The following is an 18,253-nucleotide window of genomic DNA, read 5'->3' on the forward strand; positions in this document are numbered from 1 at the left end:
AGTCCTTGCGTTGGTCGGATGTCGGCGCGGTGCCGGCGCCCGGAATTGAATCGGCGCACGGCCGACAGAACCCCTCATTCTAGCGATTGGGGCCCGCGGCGGAAAGCAAGGCGGTGACGGCCCGGAAAAGCGCCGGGTGGCTCACTCCCGTCCGACGGCTATGTTAGGCTCGCACCCATCCAAGTGCCATGCCAGCCAGGGACGATATCCGAATGAGCCGACACCCCACTGCGCCGCCTCCGGCGGAGATCACCTTCGAACAGGTCGCCGCCGCCGCCGAGAACCTCGAGGGGCGCGGAGCCGAGCCCACCCTCCCGCGGGTCTGCGAGCACCTGGGGGCCGGCTCCCCCAACCGCATCCAGCGCCATCTCAGCGCCTGGCGTGCCGCCCGAGAGCCGGCGCCGCTGCCTGCCCCACGTCTGCCCGGGGCGCTGATCGAGGCCCTGGAGCGCGAGCTTGCCCAGCATGCCGACAGCGCCCTGGCCCGGGGACAGCAGCTGGCCGAGGAGGCCCGCGCCGATGCCGCCTCCCTGGCGGAGCTGGGCGAGGCCCTGGAGCAGCGGGTGCTCGAGCAGGCGGCTCGACTGGAGGCCGCCGAGCAGGCCACCGAGGAGGCCCGCAGCCACCGGGACCAGCTGCAGGGCGAGCTGAACCAGCTGCGCGAGCGCCTGGAGAGCGAGCAGCGGGAGTCCCGGGAACACCGGGAGGCCCTGCTGCAGGCCCGCCAGCAGGTGGAGATGCTGCGCGAACAGCTCGAGGAGGCGGCCCAGGCCAGGGCGGCCGCCGAGCGCCAGGCCCGGGGAGCCGAGGCCGAACGCGTCAAGGCGGAGCGCAGCCAGGCGGTGGCCGAGACCCAGCGCGACAGCGCCCTGGCGCAGGTGCGCGAGAAGGCCGAGCAGCAGGCCGCGCTGCAGAAGGAACTGCAGGCCGAACGCGCCCGCCAGCGGCAGGAGGTCGCGGAGCTGCGAGCCGAACACAAGGAGCGGCTGGATGCCGCCGAGCGCGCCCGCCAGGAAGCCCAGAAGCAGGCCCAGGAGGCCTCCCAGCGCGCCTCCAAGGCGGAGATCCGCGCCGAGGCGCTGCAGGCCACCCAGGCGGCGCTCAAGTCACGGATGGATGCCCTGCAGGTACAGCAGCGCCAGCGCAGCATGCGCCCTCGGGGCGAGCAGGACTAGTCCGCTTAGCCTCCCCCTCAGCGTCGATAATCCGCCAGCAGCTCCCTACCTCGGTCGCGAAGAAAGGCCAGCACCCGGGAGTGCTTCCACTCGCCACGATAGACCAGTCCGAAGCCGAAGGTCATAGCAGGCGTGAAGGGGCGCACCACTACACGCTCGTGGCGCCCCAGCTGGTCGTGGGCGGTGATGGGGTTCATCGCCGTGATCCCCACCTCGTTGGCCACCAGAGCGGTAATGGTGCCGATATTGGCCTCGGTCTTGCCGGCGATTCGCACACCGTGATGGGCCACCAGCTCCAGCAGGGGGTTGGTGGCCAGGCTGGGTTGGTTGCTGATCACCAGGTGCTGATCCGCCAGGTCACAGACGTCCACACTGGCCTGGGCCGCCAGGGGATGTCTCTCCGGCAGCAGGCAGATCGCCTGGGTGGTCAGCAGCGTCTCCGCGTGCAGCTGGGGCGAGGTGGCCGGCAGGGTGATGAAACCAATATCGGCGTGGCTGGACTCCACTGCGCTCTGCACCTCGTGGCTGGCCATCATGTCGAGGCTGACGCTGAAACGGCGGTTCTCCTCCAGCAACGCCGCCACAAGGCGCGGCACGAAACCGAAGGAGAGGCCGGGGATCGCCGCGATCCGTAGCCGCGAGGTGCCGAACTCCTTGAGCGCCAGGACGCTGTGGCGCAGCTCCTCGATATTACCCATCAGCCGCAGAATCTCGTCATAGAGTTCACGCGCCTCCGGCGTAGCCACCAGGCGGTTCTTCTCGCGCAGAAACAGCTGGATACCCAGGTTCTCCTCCAGCTGAGCCAGTGAGCGGCTGACCCCGGACTGAGTGATGCCCAGGTGTCGCGCCGCGCCGGAGGCACTGCCCACCTCGAATAGCGTCTTGAAGACCGCCAGCGCCTTGAGGGAGTGGATGGTCACGTTAGCCATGACTAAAACTCATCGAATTCGATAAAAACATCATATATTGAAATATCCTGACGTCGCTACCTAGACTGCATCGAGTCTCCCTTCATCACCACAACGACAAACGGAAGCCTCGATGACCGACTCCCCGCTGTTCTACCAGGCCGGCCCGGCACTGCCGGAGGTCAGCCACGCTGACGGCATTATGCTCTGGGATACCGCCGGCAGGGCCTACCTGGATGGCTGCTCCGGCGCCATCACCTGCAACCTCGGCCACGGCCGGTTGGATATCCGCAGTGCCATGCTCGACCAGCTCGACCGGGTCGCCTTCACCTACCGCACCCAGTTCGAGAGCGCCCCAGCCCTGGCCCTGGGCCACGCCCTGGTTGAACTCACCGTCGGTGCCCTTCAGAAGGTGTTCTTCGTCTCCAGCGGCTCGGAGGCCGTAGAGTCGGCCCTGAAGCTAGCCCGGCAGTACTTCGTGGCCGCCGGCGAACCTCAGCGGCGCCGCTTCGTCTCGCTGCGCCCCTCCTATCACGGCAGCACCCTCGGCGCCCTGGGGGTCACCGGCTATCAGCCGCTGGAGGCGCCATTCGCCACTCTCACTCAGGCCTCGCTCAAGGTGCCGGGGCCGGACTTCTACCGCCACGCCGATGCCGACGACGACGCCCATGTGGACCGGGTGCTGGCCGAGACCCGAGCAACCCTGGAGACCGCCGGGCCCGAAACGATCGTCGCCTTCGTGCTGGAGCCCGTCGGCGGCGCCAGCACCGGCGGCCGGCTGCTCGGCGAGCGCTACCTGAAGGGCATCCGCGCGCTTTGCGACGAATTCGGTTGCCTGCTGATCCTCGACGAGGTGCTCACCGGCGTGGGCCGCACCGGCGCCTGGTTCGCCTATCAGCACTACGGCGTGACCCCCGACCTGCTGGTCACCGCCAAGGGGCTGGGCGCCGGCTACTACCCCGTGGGGGCGCTACTAGCCCGGGACGACCTCGTCGAGGCGGTGATGGCAAGCGGCGGCTTCCAGCACGGCCATACCTACGCCGGCAATCCGCTGGCCTGCGCCACCGGCCTCGCCGTGATCGACGCCATCCACCGAGAGCAGCTACTGGAGAATACCCGGGCACGCGGCAAACAGCTCGGCACCGGCCTCCGAGCGCTGGCCGCGCGCTACCACTGGGTCGGCCAGGTGCGCGGTCTCGGCCTGCTGTGGGGCGTGGAGCTGGTGGCAGACCCCGACACCCGCGAGGCCTTCCCTGCCGAACAGAATCGCTACGCCCAGATCACCGCCCTGGCAAGGGAGGAGGGCCTGCTGATCTATCCCCGCCGCACCCTGGACGGCATGGCCGGCGACCACTTCCTGGTCACCCCACCGCTGACCATCTGCGCCGACGAGGTGGAGACACTGCTCGAGCGGCTGGGACGCGCCATGGCGCGCTTCGACCGAGCGCTGGCCGATGAGGCCACTGCCCAGCCGATGGAGGTGCGCCAGTCATGACGCTGCTCACCCAGAAGGTGCGCGACCTCCAAGCGGCGGTAGCCGCCATCCCGGAGGCGGCCACTATTATGATCGGCGGCTTCGGCTCGCCGGGTACCCCCTTCGCCCTGCTCGACGCCCTGCTCGAGTCGGGCCAGGGCGGGCTCACCCTGATCAAGAACGACGCCAACGAACCCGGTATCGGCATTGGCCGGCTGATTGAAGCGGGCCGCGTCCGGCGGCTGATCACCTCCCACCTGGGGCTCAACCGCACCGCCATCGAGGCGATGAATGCGGGCCGGCTCGAGGTGAGCTTCCACCCTCAGGGCCTGCTCGCCGAGAGGATACGCTGCGCCGGCGCCGGCCACGGCGGCTTTCTCACCGACATCGGCCAGGGCACCGAGATCGCCGAGAAGCGGCGCGAGATCGCGATCGATGGCCGCACATGGGGCATAGAGCCGGCCCTGCACGCCGATGTCGCCCTGATCCACGCCGAACGGGCCGACCGCTACGGCAACCTGATCTATCGCGCCACCGCCAGCAACTTCAACCCGCTGATGGCCATGGCCGCCGACACCGTCATCGCCCAGGTCTACTGCCTCGATGCACCCGGCGAGTTGCCCATCGACGCCATCCATACCCCCTGCGCTTTCGTCAGTCAGGTGGTGCAGGTGGACCGAGCCACCAGCGAACAGGGAGTGCGTCCCCATGGCCTCTGACTCTCAGCGCATCCTGACCCGGGCCGCCCGCGAGGTGATCCCCGGCCAGATCGTCAACCTGGGTATCGGCCTGCCGACCCGCCTCTTCCACTACCTGCCCGACGAGATGGAAGTGCTGGTGCACTCGGAGAACGGTGTGCTGGGCTGCCGCCCCCGCCGCGACGGCGAGGCGCCGGACCACGACATGATCGACTCCGGCGGCGCTTATATCGCCACCCGACCCGGGGCCAGCGTCTTCGACAGCGCCACCTCCTTCGCCATGATCCGGCGCAGCCGGGTGGACGTCACCTTTATGGGCGCCTTCGAGGTCGACGCTGCCGGCAATCTCGCCAACTGGAAGATCCCCGGCAAGTTTTCGCCGGGGATCGGCGGCGCCATGGAGCTGGCCCAGAAGGTCAGGCGGTTGGTGATCCTCTGCTCCCATAACGACAAGCACGGCCACCCCAAGGTACTCGAGCGCTGCCGCCTGCCGCTCACCGCCAGCGGCTGCGTGTCGCGCATCATCACCGACAAGGCGGTGATGGACGTGACCCCTGATGGCCTGGCCGTGGTGGAGATCGCCGAGGGCCTCGCCACCGACGACCTGCGCGCGGCTACCGAGGCGCCGCTGCTCATCGACGAATCACGGCTGGGGAGGTTCTGATGCTGGACGCCACCGAAAAGCGCATCGTCGCCGCCTGCGAGGCGCTGATGGATGACACCCTGGAACTGACCCGCGACCTGGTACGCGGCTACAGCGTGCTGGGTCAGGAGCACGGGGCCCTGGATACCATGGAGGCCTGGTTCGAGCGGCTCGACCTGCCGGCGACCCGGGTGCCTCTGGACGCCCCGGGCCTGGCCGATCACCCCCACCGGGTGCCGACCGAATGGCAGAGCGCCGGGCGCTACAACCTGGTCGCGCGGCTCAACCCCGAGGCCCGTGGCCCGCACCTGGTGTTCAACGGCCACCTGGACGTGGTGCCCGCCGAACCCACTGATATGTGGACCCGCCCGCCCTGGGAGCCCTGGGAGCAGGACGGCTGGCTCTACGGCCGCGGCGCCGGCGACATGAAGGCGGGCATTGCCGCCATGATCATGGCGGTGGCGGCGGTGCGCCGCGCCGGGGTGGCCATCGACTTCCCGCTGACCCTGCAGACGGTGATCGAGGAGGAGTGCACCGGCAACGGCGCCCTGGCCTGCCTGCACCAGGGCTACGGGGGCGACTTCGTGCTGATCCCCGAGCCTTTCGGTGCCCGAATCCTCAGCGGTCAGGTGGGGGTCCTGTGGTTTCGGATGCGCCTGGACGGCGTCCCGGCCCACGTGCTCGACACCGCCGCCGGCCGCAACGCCATCGAGAACCTGCAGCAGTACCTGCCGGCGCTCAAGGCGCTGGAGGCGGAGATCAACGCTCTGCCCCGCCCGGCCCTCTATGCGGATCACCCCCACCCCTTCAACCTCAGCATCGGCCGAGTGGAGGGCGGCAACTGGGCCTCGAGCGTGCCGGCCCACGCCACGCTCGAGGGGCGCGTCGGCTTCCCGCCGGGCATGACGCCCGACGCGGTCATGCAGCGGGTTCGCGACGCCATCGCCGCCCGCCACGCCGAGCTCGACGATGATACGCCGCCGCCCCGGGTCAGCTTCCACGGCTTCCGCTCCGAGGGGCACCTGGTCGACCTGGACGCACCGGGCATTCGGCTGCTTTCGGCCTGCCACGAAGCGCTGCTCGGCGAGCCGCCGGCCCACTACCTGGCCACCTGCACCACCGACCTGCGCGCCTTCCACGTCGCCGGCGGCATCAACGGCACCTGCTACGGCCCGGTGGCCGAGCGCATCCACGGGGTGGACGAGTGCGTGGAGATCGACTCCATCCGCCAGGTGCTGACCACCTACGCGCTGTTCCTCCACCGCTGGGGGCAGCAGGCCAGACAAGAGGAGCCGACCCCGTGAAAGAGGTCTATCTCGCCGACTACGCCCGCAGCGCCTTTACCCGCGCCCATCCCCGCAAGCCGGAGGTGGACGCCTGGGCCGACACCCGGGGCGACGCCCTGCTAGCCGCGGTTATCGACGCCATGCTCGAACGGGGCGACCTCGACGGCGCCGCCGTGGAGGAGCTGAGCGTCGGCTGCGCCCTGCCGGTCAAGGAGCAGTGGAGCTTCGGCGGGCGCTACCCGCTGTGGCTCACCGAGCGCCTGGGCGAACGGGGGCGCGGCTGTGCCAGCCGCCAGATCGACCAGCAGTGCGGCTCGGGGCTCGCCGCCCTGCGCAGCACCGCCCGGGAGATCCAGGCCGGCGCCATCGAGGTGGGCATCGCCGGCGGCTTCGAAAACATGACCCGGGTGCCCATGGGCCCGGCACTCTTCAAGGAAGGAGTGCTGACCAGCCCTGACGCACTGCGCCAGGCACCCTGGCTCGAGCTCGAGATAGCCCTGAACATGGGCCTCACCGCCGAGCGCCTGGCAGAAGAAGCCGGCATAGAGCGCAAGGCCATGGACGCCCTGGCCCTGGCTTCCCACCAGAGGGCCACCGCCGCCGAGGCCGAGGGCCGCTTCGTCGGCGAACGCCTGACCCTGGCCAACGCCACCGGAGACACCGTCGCTCGGGACGCCAATATCCGCGCCGACACGACCCCCGAGCGCCTCGCCGGCCTCGACCCAGTCTTTCTGGAAGGCGGCCGGGTGACGGCCGGCAACAGCTCTCCGCTCACCTCCGGGGCCGCCGCCGCCCTGCTGATGTCGGAACAGGCCCTCACTCGCCACGGCGCCACGCCCCTGGCCCGGGTGATGGATTTGGCTGACTGCGGGGTCGCCCCGGAGCAGATGGGCGCCGGGGCGGCGGCCGCCATCCGGCGCGTGCTGGCCCGAAGCGGCCTCGCCGTTGCCGATATCGACGCCTGGGAGATCAACGAAGCCTTCGCCGCGGTGCCCCTGCACACCGTGGAAGAGCTGGCACTCGACCCCAAGCGGGTCAACGTCTGGGGCGGTGCTCTGGCGCTGGGCCACCCCCTGGGCGCCACCGGCATACGTCTGGCCGGCACCCTGGGCCGCATTCTCCAGTCCCGAGGAGGACGCTACGGCTGCGCAGCCGCCTGCATCGGCGGCGGCCAGGGCATCGCGGTGATCCTCGAACGCTGCTGACCTTCGCCTCCAACGACACCCACAAGGACTCCAACAATGACGTCGTTTCTCAATGATCTGATCTCCACCTTCCCGGGCTTCGCCCAGGCGGCCTGGATGACCCTGAAGATCACCGGCATCTCTCTGGCTCTGGCGCTGGTGATCGGGCTGATCTTCGCCCTGATGAGGGTCTCCGGCATCAGGACGCTCAGCGTCATCTACAGCGGCTACGTGGGCATCATCCGTGGTACCCCGCTGATCGTGCAGATCATGTGGCTCTACTTCGGTATCACCCATTTCGTAGTGCTCTCGGCCTTCTGGGCCGGCACTATCGCCCTGGCCATCCACAGCGGCGCCTATATCGCCGAGATCTTCCGCGGCTGCATCCAGTCAGTGGATCGCGGTCAGATGGAGGCCGCTCAGTCGCTGGGCATGAAGCGCGGCCTGGCCATGCGCCGCATCATCCTGCCCCAAGCCTTCAAGCGGGCGATCCCGCCCATGGGCAACCAGTTCATCATCGGGCTCAAGGACTCCTCGCTGGTGGCCTTCATCGGTATCACCGAGATCTTTAGCCTCTCCATGGACAACGCGGCCGTGACCTTCAAGCAGCTCGAGTTCTACACCATCGCCGGCCTCTACTACCTCGTCATGGTGGCGCTCTTCACCTACCTGCTCAGCCGCCTCGAGAATCGACTGGATACCGCCAAATGATCAGCGTGACGAACCTGCATAAGTACTTCGGCGAGCTCCACGTGCTCAAGGGCGTGGACCTCGAGATCAAACCCCAGGAGGTGGTGGTGATGGTCGGTGCCAGCGGCTCCGGCAAGAGCACCCTGCTGCGCTGCCTGAATTTCCTCGAGATCAAGGACGAGGGCAGCATTCGCTTCGACGGCCGCGAGATCGACCCGGCGACCACGCCGCTCAACGCCTATCGCGAACACGTGGGCATGGTCTTCCAGCACTTCAACCTCTTCCCCCATATGACGGTGCTGGAGAACGTCATCGAGGCCCCGATTCACGTCAAACGCACCCCCAGAGCCCAGGCCATCGAGCAGGGGCAAGCGCTGCTCGAGAAGGTGGGCCTAGCCGACAAGGGAGACGTCTATCCCGAGAAGCTCTCCGGCGGCCAGAAACAGCGCGTGGCCATCGCCCGGGCGCTGGCCATGGAACCCACCGTGATGCTCTTCGACGAACCCACCTCGGCGCTGGATCCCGAGCTGGTTGGCGAAGTGCTGGAGGTGATGAAGGGCCTTGCCACCGACGGCATGACCATGGTGGTGGTCACTCACGAAATGGGCTTCGCCCGGGAGGTGGCCGATCGGGTGGTATTTCTGGACAGCGGCACCATCGCCGAACAGGGCGACCCCGAGACCTTCTTCAAGACCCCCCAGCACCCAAAGGCCAGGCAGTTCCTCAGCCGAGTGCTGTGACCCGGCGACCTGGATAACGGCATCAGTCGATGGCCGGGACGCCACTAAGCAAGTACCACACGACAACCAAGAGGCAAACCACAATGAACAAGATGACCCGTACGCTTCTGGCCACCACCGGCACCCTAGCAGTAGCAGCAACAATCACCCTGATGCCCGCTGGCGAGGCTCGAGCGGAGCAGGAGACCTTCACCTATGCCATGACCGGCCTCTATCCGCCCTTCAGCTATCGCGAGAACGGCGAGCTGGCCGGCTTCGACGTGGAGATCGGCCGAGCCCTGGCCGCCGAGATGGGCATGGAGCCCAAACCGGTAGGCAACCCCTGGCAGACCCTGATCGCCGCCCTGCGCTCCGACCGCTTCGACGCCATCATCGGCAGCATGGCGATCACCGAACAGCGCCTCGAGCAGGTGGACTTCACCGACCCCTACTACCGCTCCGGCGCCCAGGTATTCATCGCCGTGGATAACGAGGAACTCACCGAAGTCGAGGATATCCGCGGCAAGACCCTCGGCGTGCTGGTGGCCAGCAGCTTTGCCGATGCCGCCCGGGAGTACTCCGACGACCTGACCACCTACACCGACGACGTCACGGCGCTGCGCGACCTCACCGTCCGCGGCCGGGTGGATGCGGTGATCACCGACCAGCTCATCGGCGAGAACGCCATCCACAACGCCAACCTCAGCGTCCAGACCCTGGGCGAGCCGATCTATGTCGACAACATCGGCATTGCCGTGAACAAGGGCAACGAGGAGATGCTGGAACGCCTCAACGAGGCACTGGCCGCCATTCAGGAGAATGGTACCTACGCCGAGATTAGTGAGAAGTACTTCGGCCGGGATATCTCGCAGCAGGCTAAACCTTAAGCACCTAAAAACCTTCACCACCCGCCCGTATAAGTCATCACAAAAAGGGGTGCAGCTAAAGTTTACCAGGCAACCAAAACCAAAATCTGCGCCCCATGAAAATACATAAAATCACGCAAACCCAACAAAACCCACAGGATAAAATCATGCTATCCAGAGTTTCGGAAGGATTCTCAAATATAATAAGCAGATATCTACCCGATGCATTTTCAATAGCAGTAATCATGACTCTCGGGGTCCTTTTTGCTGCATGGGCAACCACCCCAGGGACCAGCATAGATATCATTTCATCTTGGGGAAGCGGGTTCTGGGTTTACCTTTCCTTTACAATGCAAATGGTGTTACTGCTGATGACAGGCATGGCTCTAGCTTCCAGCCCTCATGTTAGCCAGGCTCTTAAAAAACTTGCAGGCACCGCATCAGGAACATACAAGCCATACATCATTGTATTTTTAGCATGCGCAGTTGCCTACTACATAAACTGGGGCTTAGCTGTAATCGTAGGCGCGATATTAGCAAGAGAGGTTGGAAAAAAAAACCCGAACATTCACTTCCCTCTCCTTGTCGCAGCAGCATATGCTCCAACCACCCTGTACACAGCTGGTCTATCAAGCTCAATAGGCCTTACAATTGCTACAGAAGGTCATTTCCTTTCTGAAATTATGGGGGTAGCACCCACCTCGTCCACAATATTCTCTCCAGCAACAATTGCCATCTTCCTTTCCTTAGCTGTAACGATGCCCATCGTAATAATCCTTATGGCTCCCAAGAACAAAGCTGACGTCATCACATGGAAAGGCAGCACTAGCATTGACGATGAAGTCTCAGCAATGCCCAAAGAAAAGAATAGGGAGAGCTATTCGACGCCAGCCAAAAAAGTTGAAAAGAACAGAGTTATCGGCCGAATTGCCGGCACGGTGGGGATTGCTTACATAGTGAACCACTTCCTCAACAGTGGCGACTTCAACCTTAACATAATAAACCTCCTCTTCTTATCACTTGGCTTAATCTTACACAGCTCGCTTAAAGCGTATTCAGACGCATTTTCATCAGCGGCCACATCCATATCCCCAATCATCCTACAGTTCCCGTTTTATGCTGGAATCATAGCGATTTTAGGGAATTCCGAGCTTGGAGAAATGATCATAGGCGGAATTACAAGCATCGCCGACGCTTCCACTTTCAACACCCTGACATACTGGTCTGCTGGACTCGTCAACATCCTAGCTCCTTCTGGAGGAGGACAATGGGCGCTGCAGGGTCCATTACAATTACCTGCGGCACTCGAGCTAGGCGTAGATCCTGCAAAGACGGCCATGGCAGTCGGCTGGGGGGATGCATGGACAAACTTAATTCAGCCGTTCTGGGCACTACCTATACTTAGCGTTGTCGGGCTTCACATTAGGCACATCATGGGTTACTGCATACTGCTTTCCGTTTGGGTAGGCACCCTGACCTCGGTCTTAATATATCTTCTTTACTGAGAATAAAGACTACTCAACGCAATATCAGAGCAAGCCTCTCAAGCTGAGAAATAATAAATACGCTGCATAAATCCCGCCGCAACTGCCTGGCAGCCACCCCGAGTTCGACAGATAGAAGCGTAAGCCACTGATTAGCCTGGAAACGCGTTTTCAAAATTGGCACTACAAGCGAGATGCAGTCGGCGCCGGTAGTCCAATGGCCTCGAAGAGATCGCGTTGTTCAGGCTTCAGTTTGGTCAGGCCGCTCGCCGTCTCGCGACGGTGAAGCAGGACCTGGTGGAATTGGATCTTGCGGGCAATCTCCAGTGCCCGCGTCGGCGACAGTGAGTGATCGCTGGCCTTCAACCGTATCCGGAGCACCCGGTAAAGCACCAGGGCGAGGAAGCAGATCAGCGCATGGGCACGGATGCGATCCGGCAGCCGGTGATAGACCGGCGCGATCTCGATGTCGCTCTTCAGCACCCGGAAGCCGCGCTCGATGTCTGCCAGCGCCCGGTAGCGCTCCACGATCTCCTTCGGGTCGTGGTCGGCCATGTTGGTGACCAACAGCAGCTTGCCGTCCATCACCCTGGCGCGATCGAGCGCGCGCTGATCCAGGACATAGTTGAACGTCTCGGCGGTCAGATCGACCTTTAGGATATGCCCGAGGTGAGCGTCGGTGACGGCCTTGTAGAACCTGGCGGTGACGCCGGCATCGGAGAGCTTTCTGCCGCGGTAGCGACGCCCAGCATCTTGGTTGTCCAGCTTCTCGAACCACTGGCGTGCATCGGCCTGCAGCGCCTCGATCTTCTGATCACGTGCCGCCGTCTGCGCCTTGGCGACCTCCGGCCGGTGCGCCACGATCAGCCGATGATCCTGCCATGTCATCTCGCCGTAGGCTTCGTGTTCGGCGTCGACATCCTGGCAGTGCGCTTGATGAAACGCCTTCAGCAGCGCATCGAATTCGCCATAACGGCGGCCCGGCACCGCCAGAATGAATTCCAGAGGGCGATCCTCGATACGCACGGCGGACAGAGCAGCCAGATTGTCCAGCGAGAGCAGGCCACGGTCGGCGACCAGTACGACTCGCCGCACATTGAAGCGCTTGACCACCGTCTCGATGGTCGGCAGCAACGTGCGGGTTTCCGCGACATTGCCATCGAAGACTTCGTGGTGAATGGGTAAGCCTTCCGCCGTCTGCACGACACCGAGCATGAACTGGCGGGCGATGCCGCCCTCCTTCGAGGGACCGTATTGACGGACATCACCGTCGAGTGAGGTACTGCCTTCTGCCCGAATTGTGGTGAGGTCGTAGAAGACGATCGAGAGTTCCTGGTCGATCAGTGGCTTGAGCTGCTGTGCCAGAACGTCATTGAGGGCTTCGCTACAGTCCGACAGGGTATCCATGGTGCGCAGCAGATGCTGGTGACTGATCGAGGCCGTGTCGACGTCGGGCACCAGTACATCTTCCAGCCAGCGCAGCACCCCGAGCTTGGATTCCGGATCACATAGCCGATTGAACACCATGACCCGCAGCAGCCGCTCGGCATCGAACTGGCGCTTGCTACGCAAGACACGCCGGAAGGCGTCATCCAGGCCGAGCTCTTTCCAGAGTGACGTCAGCAGCCAAGTATCACCCACGGAGCGCGCCGGCGCGAAGTCGGTCTCGCCGGTGCCTTCCTCGAGTGTTGGCTGGCCGGTGACGCGCAGCAGGCCGTTGATCAGCGCGCTGGATTCCCCGGCCGTGACGGCCTCAAGACGTCCCAGCGTCGCGATCACGCGTTGGCGCGGCTTGCCGGCCTCGTCGCGATAGGACTCGACGAGCTTCACATAGCGGCGAGGGCCGGATTTGGTGACTTTGACGAACATGTCACCACGATAGACCGGTCAATCCATGCCTGGCAAGGTGCCAAGAGAAAAACGTGTCACTACAAAGAATTCGGCCAGAAATGGCTAAGTCTCTGAATTCCCATGCCATGAGTGCCGATTTCAGGCCAAAATCGAGCTGGAAGTGTCGAACTCGGGAGCCACCGGCGGGGAAAAGGCTGGAAGTCCAGACTCCAACTAATCTCGCCACCATGAAGAAGACCACTTTCACCTAGTCAGAGCACCAGTAGAAAAAGAAGGTGACAGCCTAGTGGGCCTTGGCCCAGATAGAGGCGCCAGTTCCTAGCAATAGCTCATAGATGTGCTGTCGCCATAGTGCTTGCTAAGCTCAACGAGCACCCACCCATCTGTCTAGCTCGCATGCTGCGGATCTACTTCCTGAAATAATGACATGCGCTCGCAAACGAGGCGCTCGAAAAACAAACACAGCTGATGCAGCCTCAATATGACGAGCAAGTTATTTATTGAAAAAGAAGGTGTGTCAGAACTTTTTTCAACCGCATTGCTTCAGCGGCAAGAGTTCGGCCAGACAGCATACCTATTCCCAAAATCAGACCTCTACGAACATCGTCTTCTGCACAGACCAGGCTCAGCGGGCGGGTGATGAGATGGGACTGCAGCAGGCGGCTGGCGATGCGCTGGTCATCCACGCCGGGTTCGAACTGCACACAGAGACTGATGGAGTGGCTCGGCGGCGAAACATGGACCACGCCCGGCACCTGCACCAGCTGATCGTGCATCACCTGCTGGCGGGCCAGGTAGTCACGTTGGATCCGGCGGTACCAGGCGTCCAGTTCCCCCTCGGCGATGAACTGGGCCAGGGCGGCCTGGTCCAGCAGGCGTCCCTCGCGGAACACCTCGCTGCGCAGCTGGTTGAGCGGTGCCACCAGCGCCCGGGGGGCCACTAGGTAGCCCAAGCGCAGGCCGGGGAACATCAGCTTGGAGAAGGAACCCACCAGCAGGTGCCGGGCCGAGCGGCCATCGAACATCAGGTTGGTGCCATCCTCGCCGGTGAACTCGTAGTCGTCCTCCAGCACGAAGTCGGGCGCAAGGCGCGCGCAGAGCGCCTGCCGGTGCGCCCGGGAGGTAGGCACGCTGAGCGGATAGTGGTGCGAGCCGGTGAAGTAGGCCAGCCGCACCGGGGCGTTTGCCTCTCCCGGGACGTGGCCCGCCTCCGGGGACCAGGCCAGCTGGTCGACCCTGGCACCCACGGCGGTGAAGACGTTGCGCGCCCCCCAGTAGCAGGGGGACTCCATCAGCACCCGGTCGCCCACGTCGGTCAGCGCCAGGGCGCACAGCTCGATGCCGTTGTGGGTGCCCTCGGTGATGATGATCTGGTCGGTTTCGCACTCCAGGCGTCGCCAGCGCCACAGGAAGTCGCGAATGGCGCGTTTGAGCGGGCCATAGCCGCCGCTGGAGTAGGAGAGCAGCAGGGCGTTGCGGGGCACGGTGACGCTGGCATAGAGCTCGCGCCACTTGGCCATGGGGAACTGGGTAATGTCCGGGATGCCGGGCATGAAGGCGCCGCTCTGGATGGCGCCGGCGCTGGGGGCGTCCAGGATGGCGGCGGCCCGGGCCGAGAGGCGCAGAGCGGCATCCACCGGCGTCGGGTTGGGCGTGACTGGGCGACGGGTCCAGGTGCCTTGGCCCTGCCCGGTGAAGATGAGCCCCTCCTCCCCCAGTCGCCGCATTGCCTGGGCCAGGGTGTCCCGGGCGACCTTGAGCTCCCGGCATAGCCGCCGGTGGGAAGGCATCCGGCTGCCGTCGGGCCAGTCGTGCAGGATCGTCAGGCGCAGGGCCTGCTCGATGCGTACGCCCTTGCCCAGGCGTTCGGGCTGCTGGCTGACGCGGGCGAGAAGCGGGGCGAGGGAGACCTGGGGCGGCATGGCGGTGGCAACGGTGGCGCGGGGTGTGGCGATTATCCCCTGCGGGTGAGGATTGGTCCACCTGGCCGGGGAAGTGGTCCATAGGTGGCGGGGCGCCTTGCTGCTAGCGTGCTTCCCCATACCGACAAGAGGAGACCCCCATGACGCTGATCGACTCGCTGTTGATCGACGGCACGGCCGCCGCCCTGGTGGGCGAGGCCTGGCTGACCGGCAGCGTAAGATTCCCCGTGACCAACCCCGCCACCGGTGAGCGGCTGGCCCAGGTGGCCGACCTGGGTGCCGACGAGACCCGCCAGGCGGTGGCCGCCGCCGAGGCGGCCGGCGCCGCCTGGAAGAAGACCACGGCCAAGGAGCGCGCCGCCCTGCTGCGCGCCTGGTTCCTGCGCATCCAGGAGGAGACCGAGGGGCTGGCCGAGCTAATGACCCTGGAGCAGGGCAAGCCGCTGGCCGAGTCCCGTGGCGAGGTGACCTACGGCGCCAGCTTCATCGAGTACTTCGCCGAGGAGGCCAAGCGCATGGCCGGCGAGACCCTGCCGACCCATGCCGCCGACAAGCGCCTGCTGGTGCTGCGCGAGCCGATCGGCGTGGTGGCCGCCATCACGCCCTGGAACTTCCCCATGGCGATGATCACCCGCAAGTGCGCCCCGGCCATCGCCGCCGGTTGCACCGTGGTGATCAAGCCCGCCGAGGCGACCCCGCTCACCGCCCTGGCCCTGGCGCGCCTGGCCCGCGAGGCCGGCATCCCGGCCGGGGTGATCAACGTGGTCACCGCGGCGAGCCCCGCGGCGGTGGGCGAGGTGCTGACCACCGACCCCCGCGTGCGCAAGGTCTCCTTCACCGGCTCCACCCCGGTGGGCAAGAAGCTGCTGGCCCAGTGCGCCGGCACCGTCAAGAAGGCCTCCATGGAGCTGGGCGGCAATGCCCCCTTCATCGTCTTCGACGACGCGGACCTCGACGCCGCCGTGGCCGGGGCCATCGCCTCCAAGTATCGCAACGCCGGCCAGACCTGCGTCTGCACCAACCGCTTCCTGGTCCAGGAGGGGATCTACGACGCCTTCGTCGAGGCCCTGGCCGCGAAGGTCGCGGCGATGCCGGTGGGTGATGGCCGCGAGCCGGGCGTGATGATCGGCCCGCTGATCAACCAGGCCGCCGTCGACAAGGTACAGCGCCACGTGGACGACGCCGTGGCCAAGGGCGGCCGGCTGCTGTGCGGCGGCACGCCCCATGCGCTGGGCCAGAGCTTCTACGCCCCCACCGTGATCGCCGATGCCACCCCTGAGATGAACGTGGCCAGCGAGGAGACCTTCGGCCCGCTGGCGCCGGTGTTCCGCTTCCGCGACGAGGAGGAGGCGATCGCCATGGCCAACGACACCCCCTTTGGCCTGGCCGCCTACTTCTATGCCCGCGACTACCGCCGCATCTGGCACGTCATGGAGGGGCTCGAGTACGGCATGGTCGGCGTCAACGAGGGGATCATCTCCACCGAGCTTGCCCCCTTCGGCGGCGTCAAGGAGTCGGGCCTCGGCCGCGAGGGCTCGCGCCACGGCCTCGAGGAGTTCACCGAGCTCAAGTACGTCTGCGTGGGCGGGCTCTGAGCCCGCCGCGTCATCCACCCTCTGCCAGGATCTCACCATGACCCAGACCTTCACCAACGCCGAGCTCAACGAGCTCAAGCAGCGCTTCGTGGCCAACGGCGCCGCGACCCCCACCGCCCAGTTCGTGGCCCGCGCCGAGAACGCCGAGCTGTGGGACGAGGACGGTCAGCGCTGGATCGACTTCGCCGGCGGCATCGGCGTGCTCAACCTGGGCCACCGCCACCCGCGCATCGTCAAGGCCGTGCAGGACCAGCTCGAGCGCGTCATGCACACCTGCTCGGCGGTGATCTCCTACGCCCCCTATATCCAGCTCTGCCAGCGGCTCTGCGAGAAGGCCCCGGTCAAGGGCCCGGAGCGCAAGGCGATGCTGGTCAACACCGGCGCCGAGGCGCTGGAGAACGCCGTCAAGATCGCCCGCGCCGCCACCGGCCGCTCCGGCATCATCACCTTCGACGGCGCCTTCCACGGCCGCACCATGATGACCCTGGCCATGACCGGCAAGGTGCTGCCCTACAAGAACGACTTCGGCCCGATGCCGGGCGACGTCTATCGCGCGCCCTACCCCAACCCGCTGCACGGCATCAGCGACGAGATGGCCCTGGCGGGCATCGAGAAACTCTTCAAGACCGACATCCCGGCCCATCGGGTGGCGGCCATCGTCATCGAGCCGGTGCAGGGGGAGGGCGGCTTCTATATCGCCTCGCCGGAGTACCTCAAGGCGCTGCGCGCGCTCTGCGACCGCCACGGCATCCTGCTGATCGTCGACGAGGTGCAGTCGGGCTTCGCGCGTACCGGCAAGCTCTTCGCGCTGGAGCACAGCGGCATCGAGGCCGACATGCTGACCACCGCCAAGTCCCTGGCCAACGGCATGCCGCTGTCGGCAGTGGTGGGCACCGCCGAGGTGATGGATTCCTCCGGGCCCGGTTCCCTGGGCGGCACCTACAGCGGCAACCCGCTCTCCTGCGCGGCCGCGCTGGCGGTGTTCGACGCCATCGAAGAGGAGAACATCCTAGAGCGCAGCGAGCAGATGGGCCGCCTGCTGGCCGAGCGCTTCGCGGTCTGGCAGGAGCGCTTCGCCCCGGTGGGCCATGCGCGCAACCTGGGCGCCATGGCGGCCTTCGAGCTGCTCGATGCCGATGGCAGGCCGGACCCGGCCCAGGCCCAGGCGCTGTGCGCCAAGGCCCGCGAGCAGGGGCTGATCCTGCTTTCCTGCGGCTTCTACGGCAACACCATCCGCGTGCTGGTGCCGATCACTGCGCCCTCCGCGGTGCTTGAGGAAGGGCTTGGCATCATCGAGCATTCGCTGGAAGAGCTGGCGAATTAATGCTGTTGAAGGCGCCCTCTCCCCCTAAATGACATGGCCTGAATTCATAATAAAAAAGGAAGGCCAACACGGGCACAATTTTTGCATGCTGCTAGTCTCTTGGAAGAGGGCACACCAAGCGGCAGCACCACAGGCCGTGACAGAAATGAAACAAGCAGGCGGGATTCGAGGGCGTTTGGATCACCATTTTTTGGATCACTTTCAGTGATCGAATGGCAAAAACCCTTCAGCAACAATGCGTTTGCCGCAAATGGAGGCGGCCCCGACAGCCACATCCCGGCACACGCGTCCACCACTACCGTTGCTCCCTTCCGGGCCTGGCGGGGTTTGCGGTTTAGCGTTGCGGGAGGACCGACGGGGCCACCACGGCATGACGCCTTGGGCGTCAAACCCGGCGAGCGATCAATGACTTGCCGAGTGCGTGAGCACTATAT

The 18,253-nt window shown here is 65.3% G+C and carries 15 protein-coding genes and 1 other RNA gene; 12 read left to right on the forward strand and 4 right to left on the reverse strand.

Going from position 1 to position 18,253, the window contains the following annotated elements:
- Positions 1 to 212 precede the first annotated feature (212 nt).
- Positions 213 to 1,175: a DNA-binding protein gene (locus ACRYRV_RS02020; protein WP_444984121.1), complete on the forward strand. Its 963-nt coding sequence runs from the start codon at positions 213 to 215 to the stop codon at positions 1,173 to 1,175.
- Positions 1,176 to 1,192: 17 nt separating this feature from the next.
- On the opposite strand, the gene ACRYRV_RS02025 is transcribed toward ACRYRV_RS02020, so the two are convergent.
- Complete coding sequence (locus ACRYRV_RS02025) at positions 1,193 to 2,104, reverse strand: LysR family transcriptional regulator (RefSeq protein WP_444984120.1); 912 nt, start codon at positions 2,102 to 2,104, stop codon at positions 1,193 to 1,195.
- A 112-nt stretch (positions 2,105 to 2,216) separates the two neighbouring features.
- Here ACRYRV_RS02025 and ACRYRV_RS02030 point away from each other — a divergent pair, with 112 nt between their 5' ends.
- The 9 genes from ACRYRV_RS02030 to ACRYRV_RS02070 all read left to right on the forward strand — a co-directional run bounded on the left by ACRYRV_RS02030 (position 2,217) and on the right by ACRYRV_RS02070 (position 11,148).
- Complete coding sequence (locus ACRYRV_RS02030; RefSeq protein ID WP_444984119.1) at positions 2,217 to 3,578, forward strand: aminotransferase family protein; 1,362 nt, start codon at positions 2,217 to 2,219, stop codon at positions 3,576 to 3,578.
- The gene (locus ACRYRV_RS02035) at positions 3,575 to 4,276 is read left to right on the forward strand and encodes a CoA transferase subunit A (protein WP_444984118.1); all 702 of its coding nucleotides are present in this window, start codon (positions 3,575 to 3,577) and stop codon (positions 4,274 to 4,276) included. Before ACRYRV_RS02030 ends, ACRYRV_RS02035 begins: the two co-directional genes overlap by 4 nt.
- Positions 4,266 to 4,919, forward strand: a complete 654-nt coding sequence (locus ACRYRV_RS02040; RefSeq protein ID WP_444984117.1) for a 3-oxoacid CoA-transferase subunit B — start codon at positions 4,266 to 4,268, stop codon at positions 4,917 to 4,919. The genes ACRYRV_RS02035 and ACRYRV_RS02040 overlap by 11 nt, the downstream gene beginning before the upstream one ends.
- On the forward strand, positions 4,919 to 6,202 hold the full coding sequence (locus ACRYRV_RS02045) for an ArgE/DapE family deacylase (RefSeq protein ID WP_444984116.1): 1,284 nt from the start codon (positions 4,919 to 4,921) through the stop codon (positions 6,200 to 6,202). The genes ACRYRV_RS02040 and ACRYRV_RS02045 overlap by 1 nt, the downstream gene beginning before the upstream one ends.
- On the forward strand, positions 6,199 to 7,389 hold the full coding sequence (locus ACRYRV_RS02050; protein WP_444984115.1) for an acetyl-CoA C-acyltransferase: 1,191 nt from the start codon (positions 6,199 to 6,201) through the stop codon (positions 7,387 to 7,389). Before ACRYRV_RS02045 ends, ACRYRV_RS02050 begins: the two co-directional genes overlap by 4 nt.
- A 36-nt stretch (positions 7,390 to 7,425) precedes the next feature.
- Positions 7,426 to 8,079, forward strand: a complete 654-nt coding sequence (locus ACRYRV_RS02055; protein ID WP_444984114.1) for an amino acid ABC transporter permease — start codon at positions 7,426 to 7,428, stop codon at positions 8,077 to 8,079.
- Positions 8,076 to 8,798 (forward strand): amino acid ABC transporter ATP-binding protein, encoded by a 723-nt coding sequence (locus ACRYRV_RS02060; RefSeq protein WP_444984113.1) that lies wholly within the window; start codon positions 8,076 to 8,078, stop codon positions 8,796 to 8,798. Before ACRYRV_RS02055 ends, ACRYRV_RS02060 begins: the two co-directional genes overlap by 4 nt.
- Before the next feature lie 92 nt (positions 8,799 to 8,890).
- A complete protein-coding gene (locus ACRYRV_RS02065; protein WP_445005979.1) occupies positions 8,891 to 9,664 on the forward strand; it encodes a transporter substrate-binding domain-containing protein in 774 nt (257 codons plus the stop codon).
- A gap of 146 nt (positions 9,665 to 9,810) precedes the next feature.
- Positions 9,811 to 11,148, forward strand: coding sequence for a short-chain fatty acid transporter (locus ACRYRV_RS02070; protein WP_444984111.1), 1,338 nt, complete (start codon positions 9,811 to 9,813; stop codon positions 11,146 to 11,148).
- A gap of 162 nt (positions 11,149 to 11,310) precedes the next feature.
- Here ACRYRV_RS02070 and ACRYRV_RS02075 read toward each other — a convergent pair whose 3' ends face one another.
- Both ACRYRV_RS02075 and ACRYRV_RS02080 read right to left on the reverse strand, forming a co-directional pair.
- The gene (locus ACRYRV_RS02075) at positions 11,311 to 12,996 is read right to left on the reverse strand and encodes an IS1634 family transposase (RefSeq protein ID WP_444984110.1); all 1,686 of its coding nucleotides are present in this window, start codon (positions 12,994 to 12,996) and stop codon (positions 11,311 to 11,313) included.
- Positions 12,997 to 13,475: 479 nt separating this feature from the next.
- A complete protein-coding gene (locus ACRYRV_RS02080) occupies positions 13,476 to 14,900 on the reverse strand; it encodes an aminotransferase-like domain-containing protein (protein ID WP_444984109.1) in 1,425 nt (474 codons plus the stop codon).
- A gap of 140 nt (positions 14,901 to 15,040) precedes the next feature.
- Here ACRYRV_RS02080 and ACRYRV_RS02085 point away from each other — a divergent pair, with 140 nt between their 5' ends.
- Positions 15,041 to 16,495 carry an NAD-dependent succinate-semialdehyde dehydrogenase gene (locus tag ACRYRV_RS02085; RefSeq protein ID WP_444984108.1) on the forward strand — a complete coding sequence of 485 codons (1,455 nt, stop codon included), beginning with the start codon at positions 15,041 to 15,043 and terminating at the stop codon, positions 16,493 to 16,495.
- 37 nt (positions 16,496 to 16,532) lie between these two features.
- Entirely contained in the window at positions 16,533 to 17,819 is a 1,287-nt protein-coding gene (gene gabT / locus ACRYRV_RS02090) for a 4-aminobutyrate--2-oxoglutarate transaminase (protein ID WP_444984107.1), read from the forward strand.
- Positions 17,820 to 18,079: 260 nt separating this feature from the next.
- Here the strand turns inward: gabT and ffs are convergent.
- Positions 18,080 to 18,176, reverse strand: an RNA gene (gene ffs / locus ACRYRV_RS02095) — signal recognition particle sRNA small type.
- Positions 18,177 to 18,253: the final 77 nt, after the last annotated feature.

The sequence above is a fragment of the Halomonas mongoliensis genome, assembly GCF_052496345.1.

What these genes read in the sequence shown, in the direction of transcription:
- ACRYRV_RS02070 (WP_444984111.1), top strand. Translation starts at nt 9,811, where the DNA reads ATGCTATCCAGAGTTTCGGAAGGATTCTCAAATATAATAAGCAGATAT.
- ACRYRV_RS02075 (WP_444984110.1), bottom strand. Translation starts at nt 12,996, where the DNA reads ATGTTCGTCAAAGTCACCAAATCCGGCCCTCGCCGCTATGTGAAGCTC.
- gabT (WP_444984107.1), top strand. Translation starts at nt 16,533, where the DNA reads ATGACCCAGACCTTCACCAACGCCGAGCTCAACGAGCTCAAGCAGCGC.
- ACRYRV_RS02055 (WP_444984114.1), top strand. Translation starts at nt 7,426, where the DNA reads ATGACGTCGTTTCTCAATGATCTGATCTCCACCTTCCCGGGCTTCGCC.
- ACRYRV_RS02025 (WP_444984120.1), bottom strand. Translation starts at nt 2,104, where the DNA reads ATGGCTAACGTGACCATCCACTCCCTCAAGGCGCTGGCGGTCTTCAAG.
- ACRYRV_RS02080 (WP_444984109.1), bottom strand. Translation starts at nt 14,900, where the DNA reads ATGCCGCCCCAGGTCTCCCTCGCCCCGCTTCTCGCCCGCGTCAGCCAG.
- ACRYRV_RS02035 (WP_444984118.1), top strand. Translation starts at nt 3,575, where the DNA reads ATGACGCTGCTCACCCAGAAGGTGCGCGACCTCCAAGCGGCGGTAGCC.
- ACRYRV_RS02060 (WP_444984113.1), top strand. Translation starts at nt 8,076, where the DNA reads ATGATCAGCGTGACGAACCTGCATAAGTACTTCGGCGAGCTCCACGTG.
- ACRYRV_RS02030 (WP_444984119.1), top strand. Translation starts at nt 2,217, where the DNA reads ATGACCGACTCCCCGCTGTTCTACCAGGCCGGCCCGGCACTGCCGGAG.
- ACRYRV_RS02040 (WP_444984117.1), top strand. Translation starts at nt 4,266, where the DNA reads ATGGCCTCTGACTCTCAGCGCATCCTGACCCGGGCCGCCCGCGAGGTG.
- ACRYRV_RS02045 (WP_444984116.1), top strand. Translation starts at nt 4,919, where the DNA reads ATGCTGGACGCCACCGAAAAGCGCATCGTCGCCGCCTGCGAGGCGCTG.
- ACRYRV_RS02020 (WP_444984121.1), top strand. Translation starts at nt 213, where the DNA reads ATGAGCCGACACCCCACTGCGCCGCCTCCGGCGGAGATCACCTTCGAA.
- ACRYRV_RS02065 (WP_445005979.1), top strand. Translation starts at nt 8,891, where the DNA reads ATGACCCGTACGCTTCTGGCCACCACCGGCACCCTAGCAGTAGCAGCA.
- ACRYRV_RS02085 (WP_444984108.1), top strand. Translation starts at nt 15,041, where the DNA reads ATGACGCTGATCGACTCGCTGTTGATCGACGGCACGGCCGCCGCCCTG.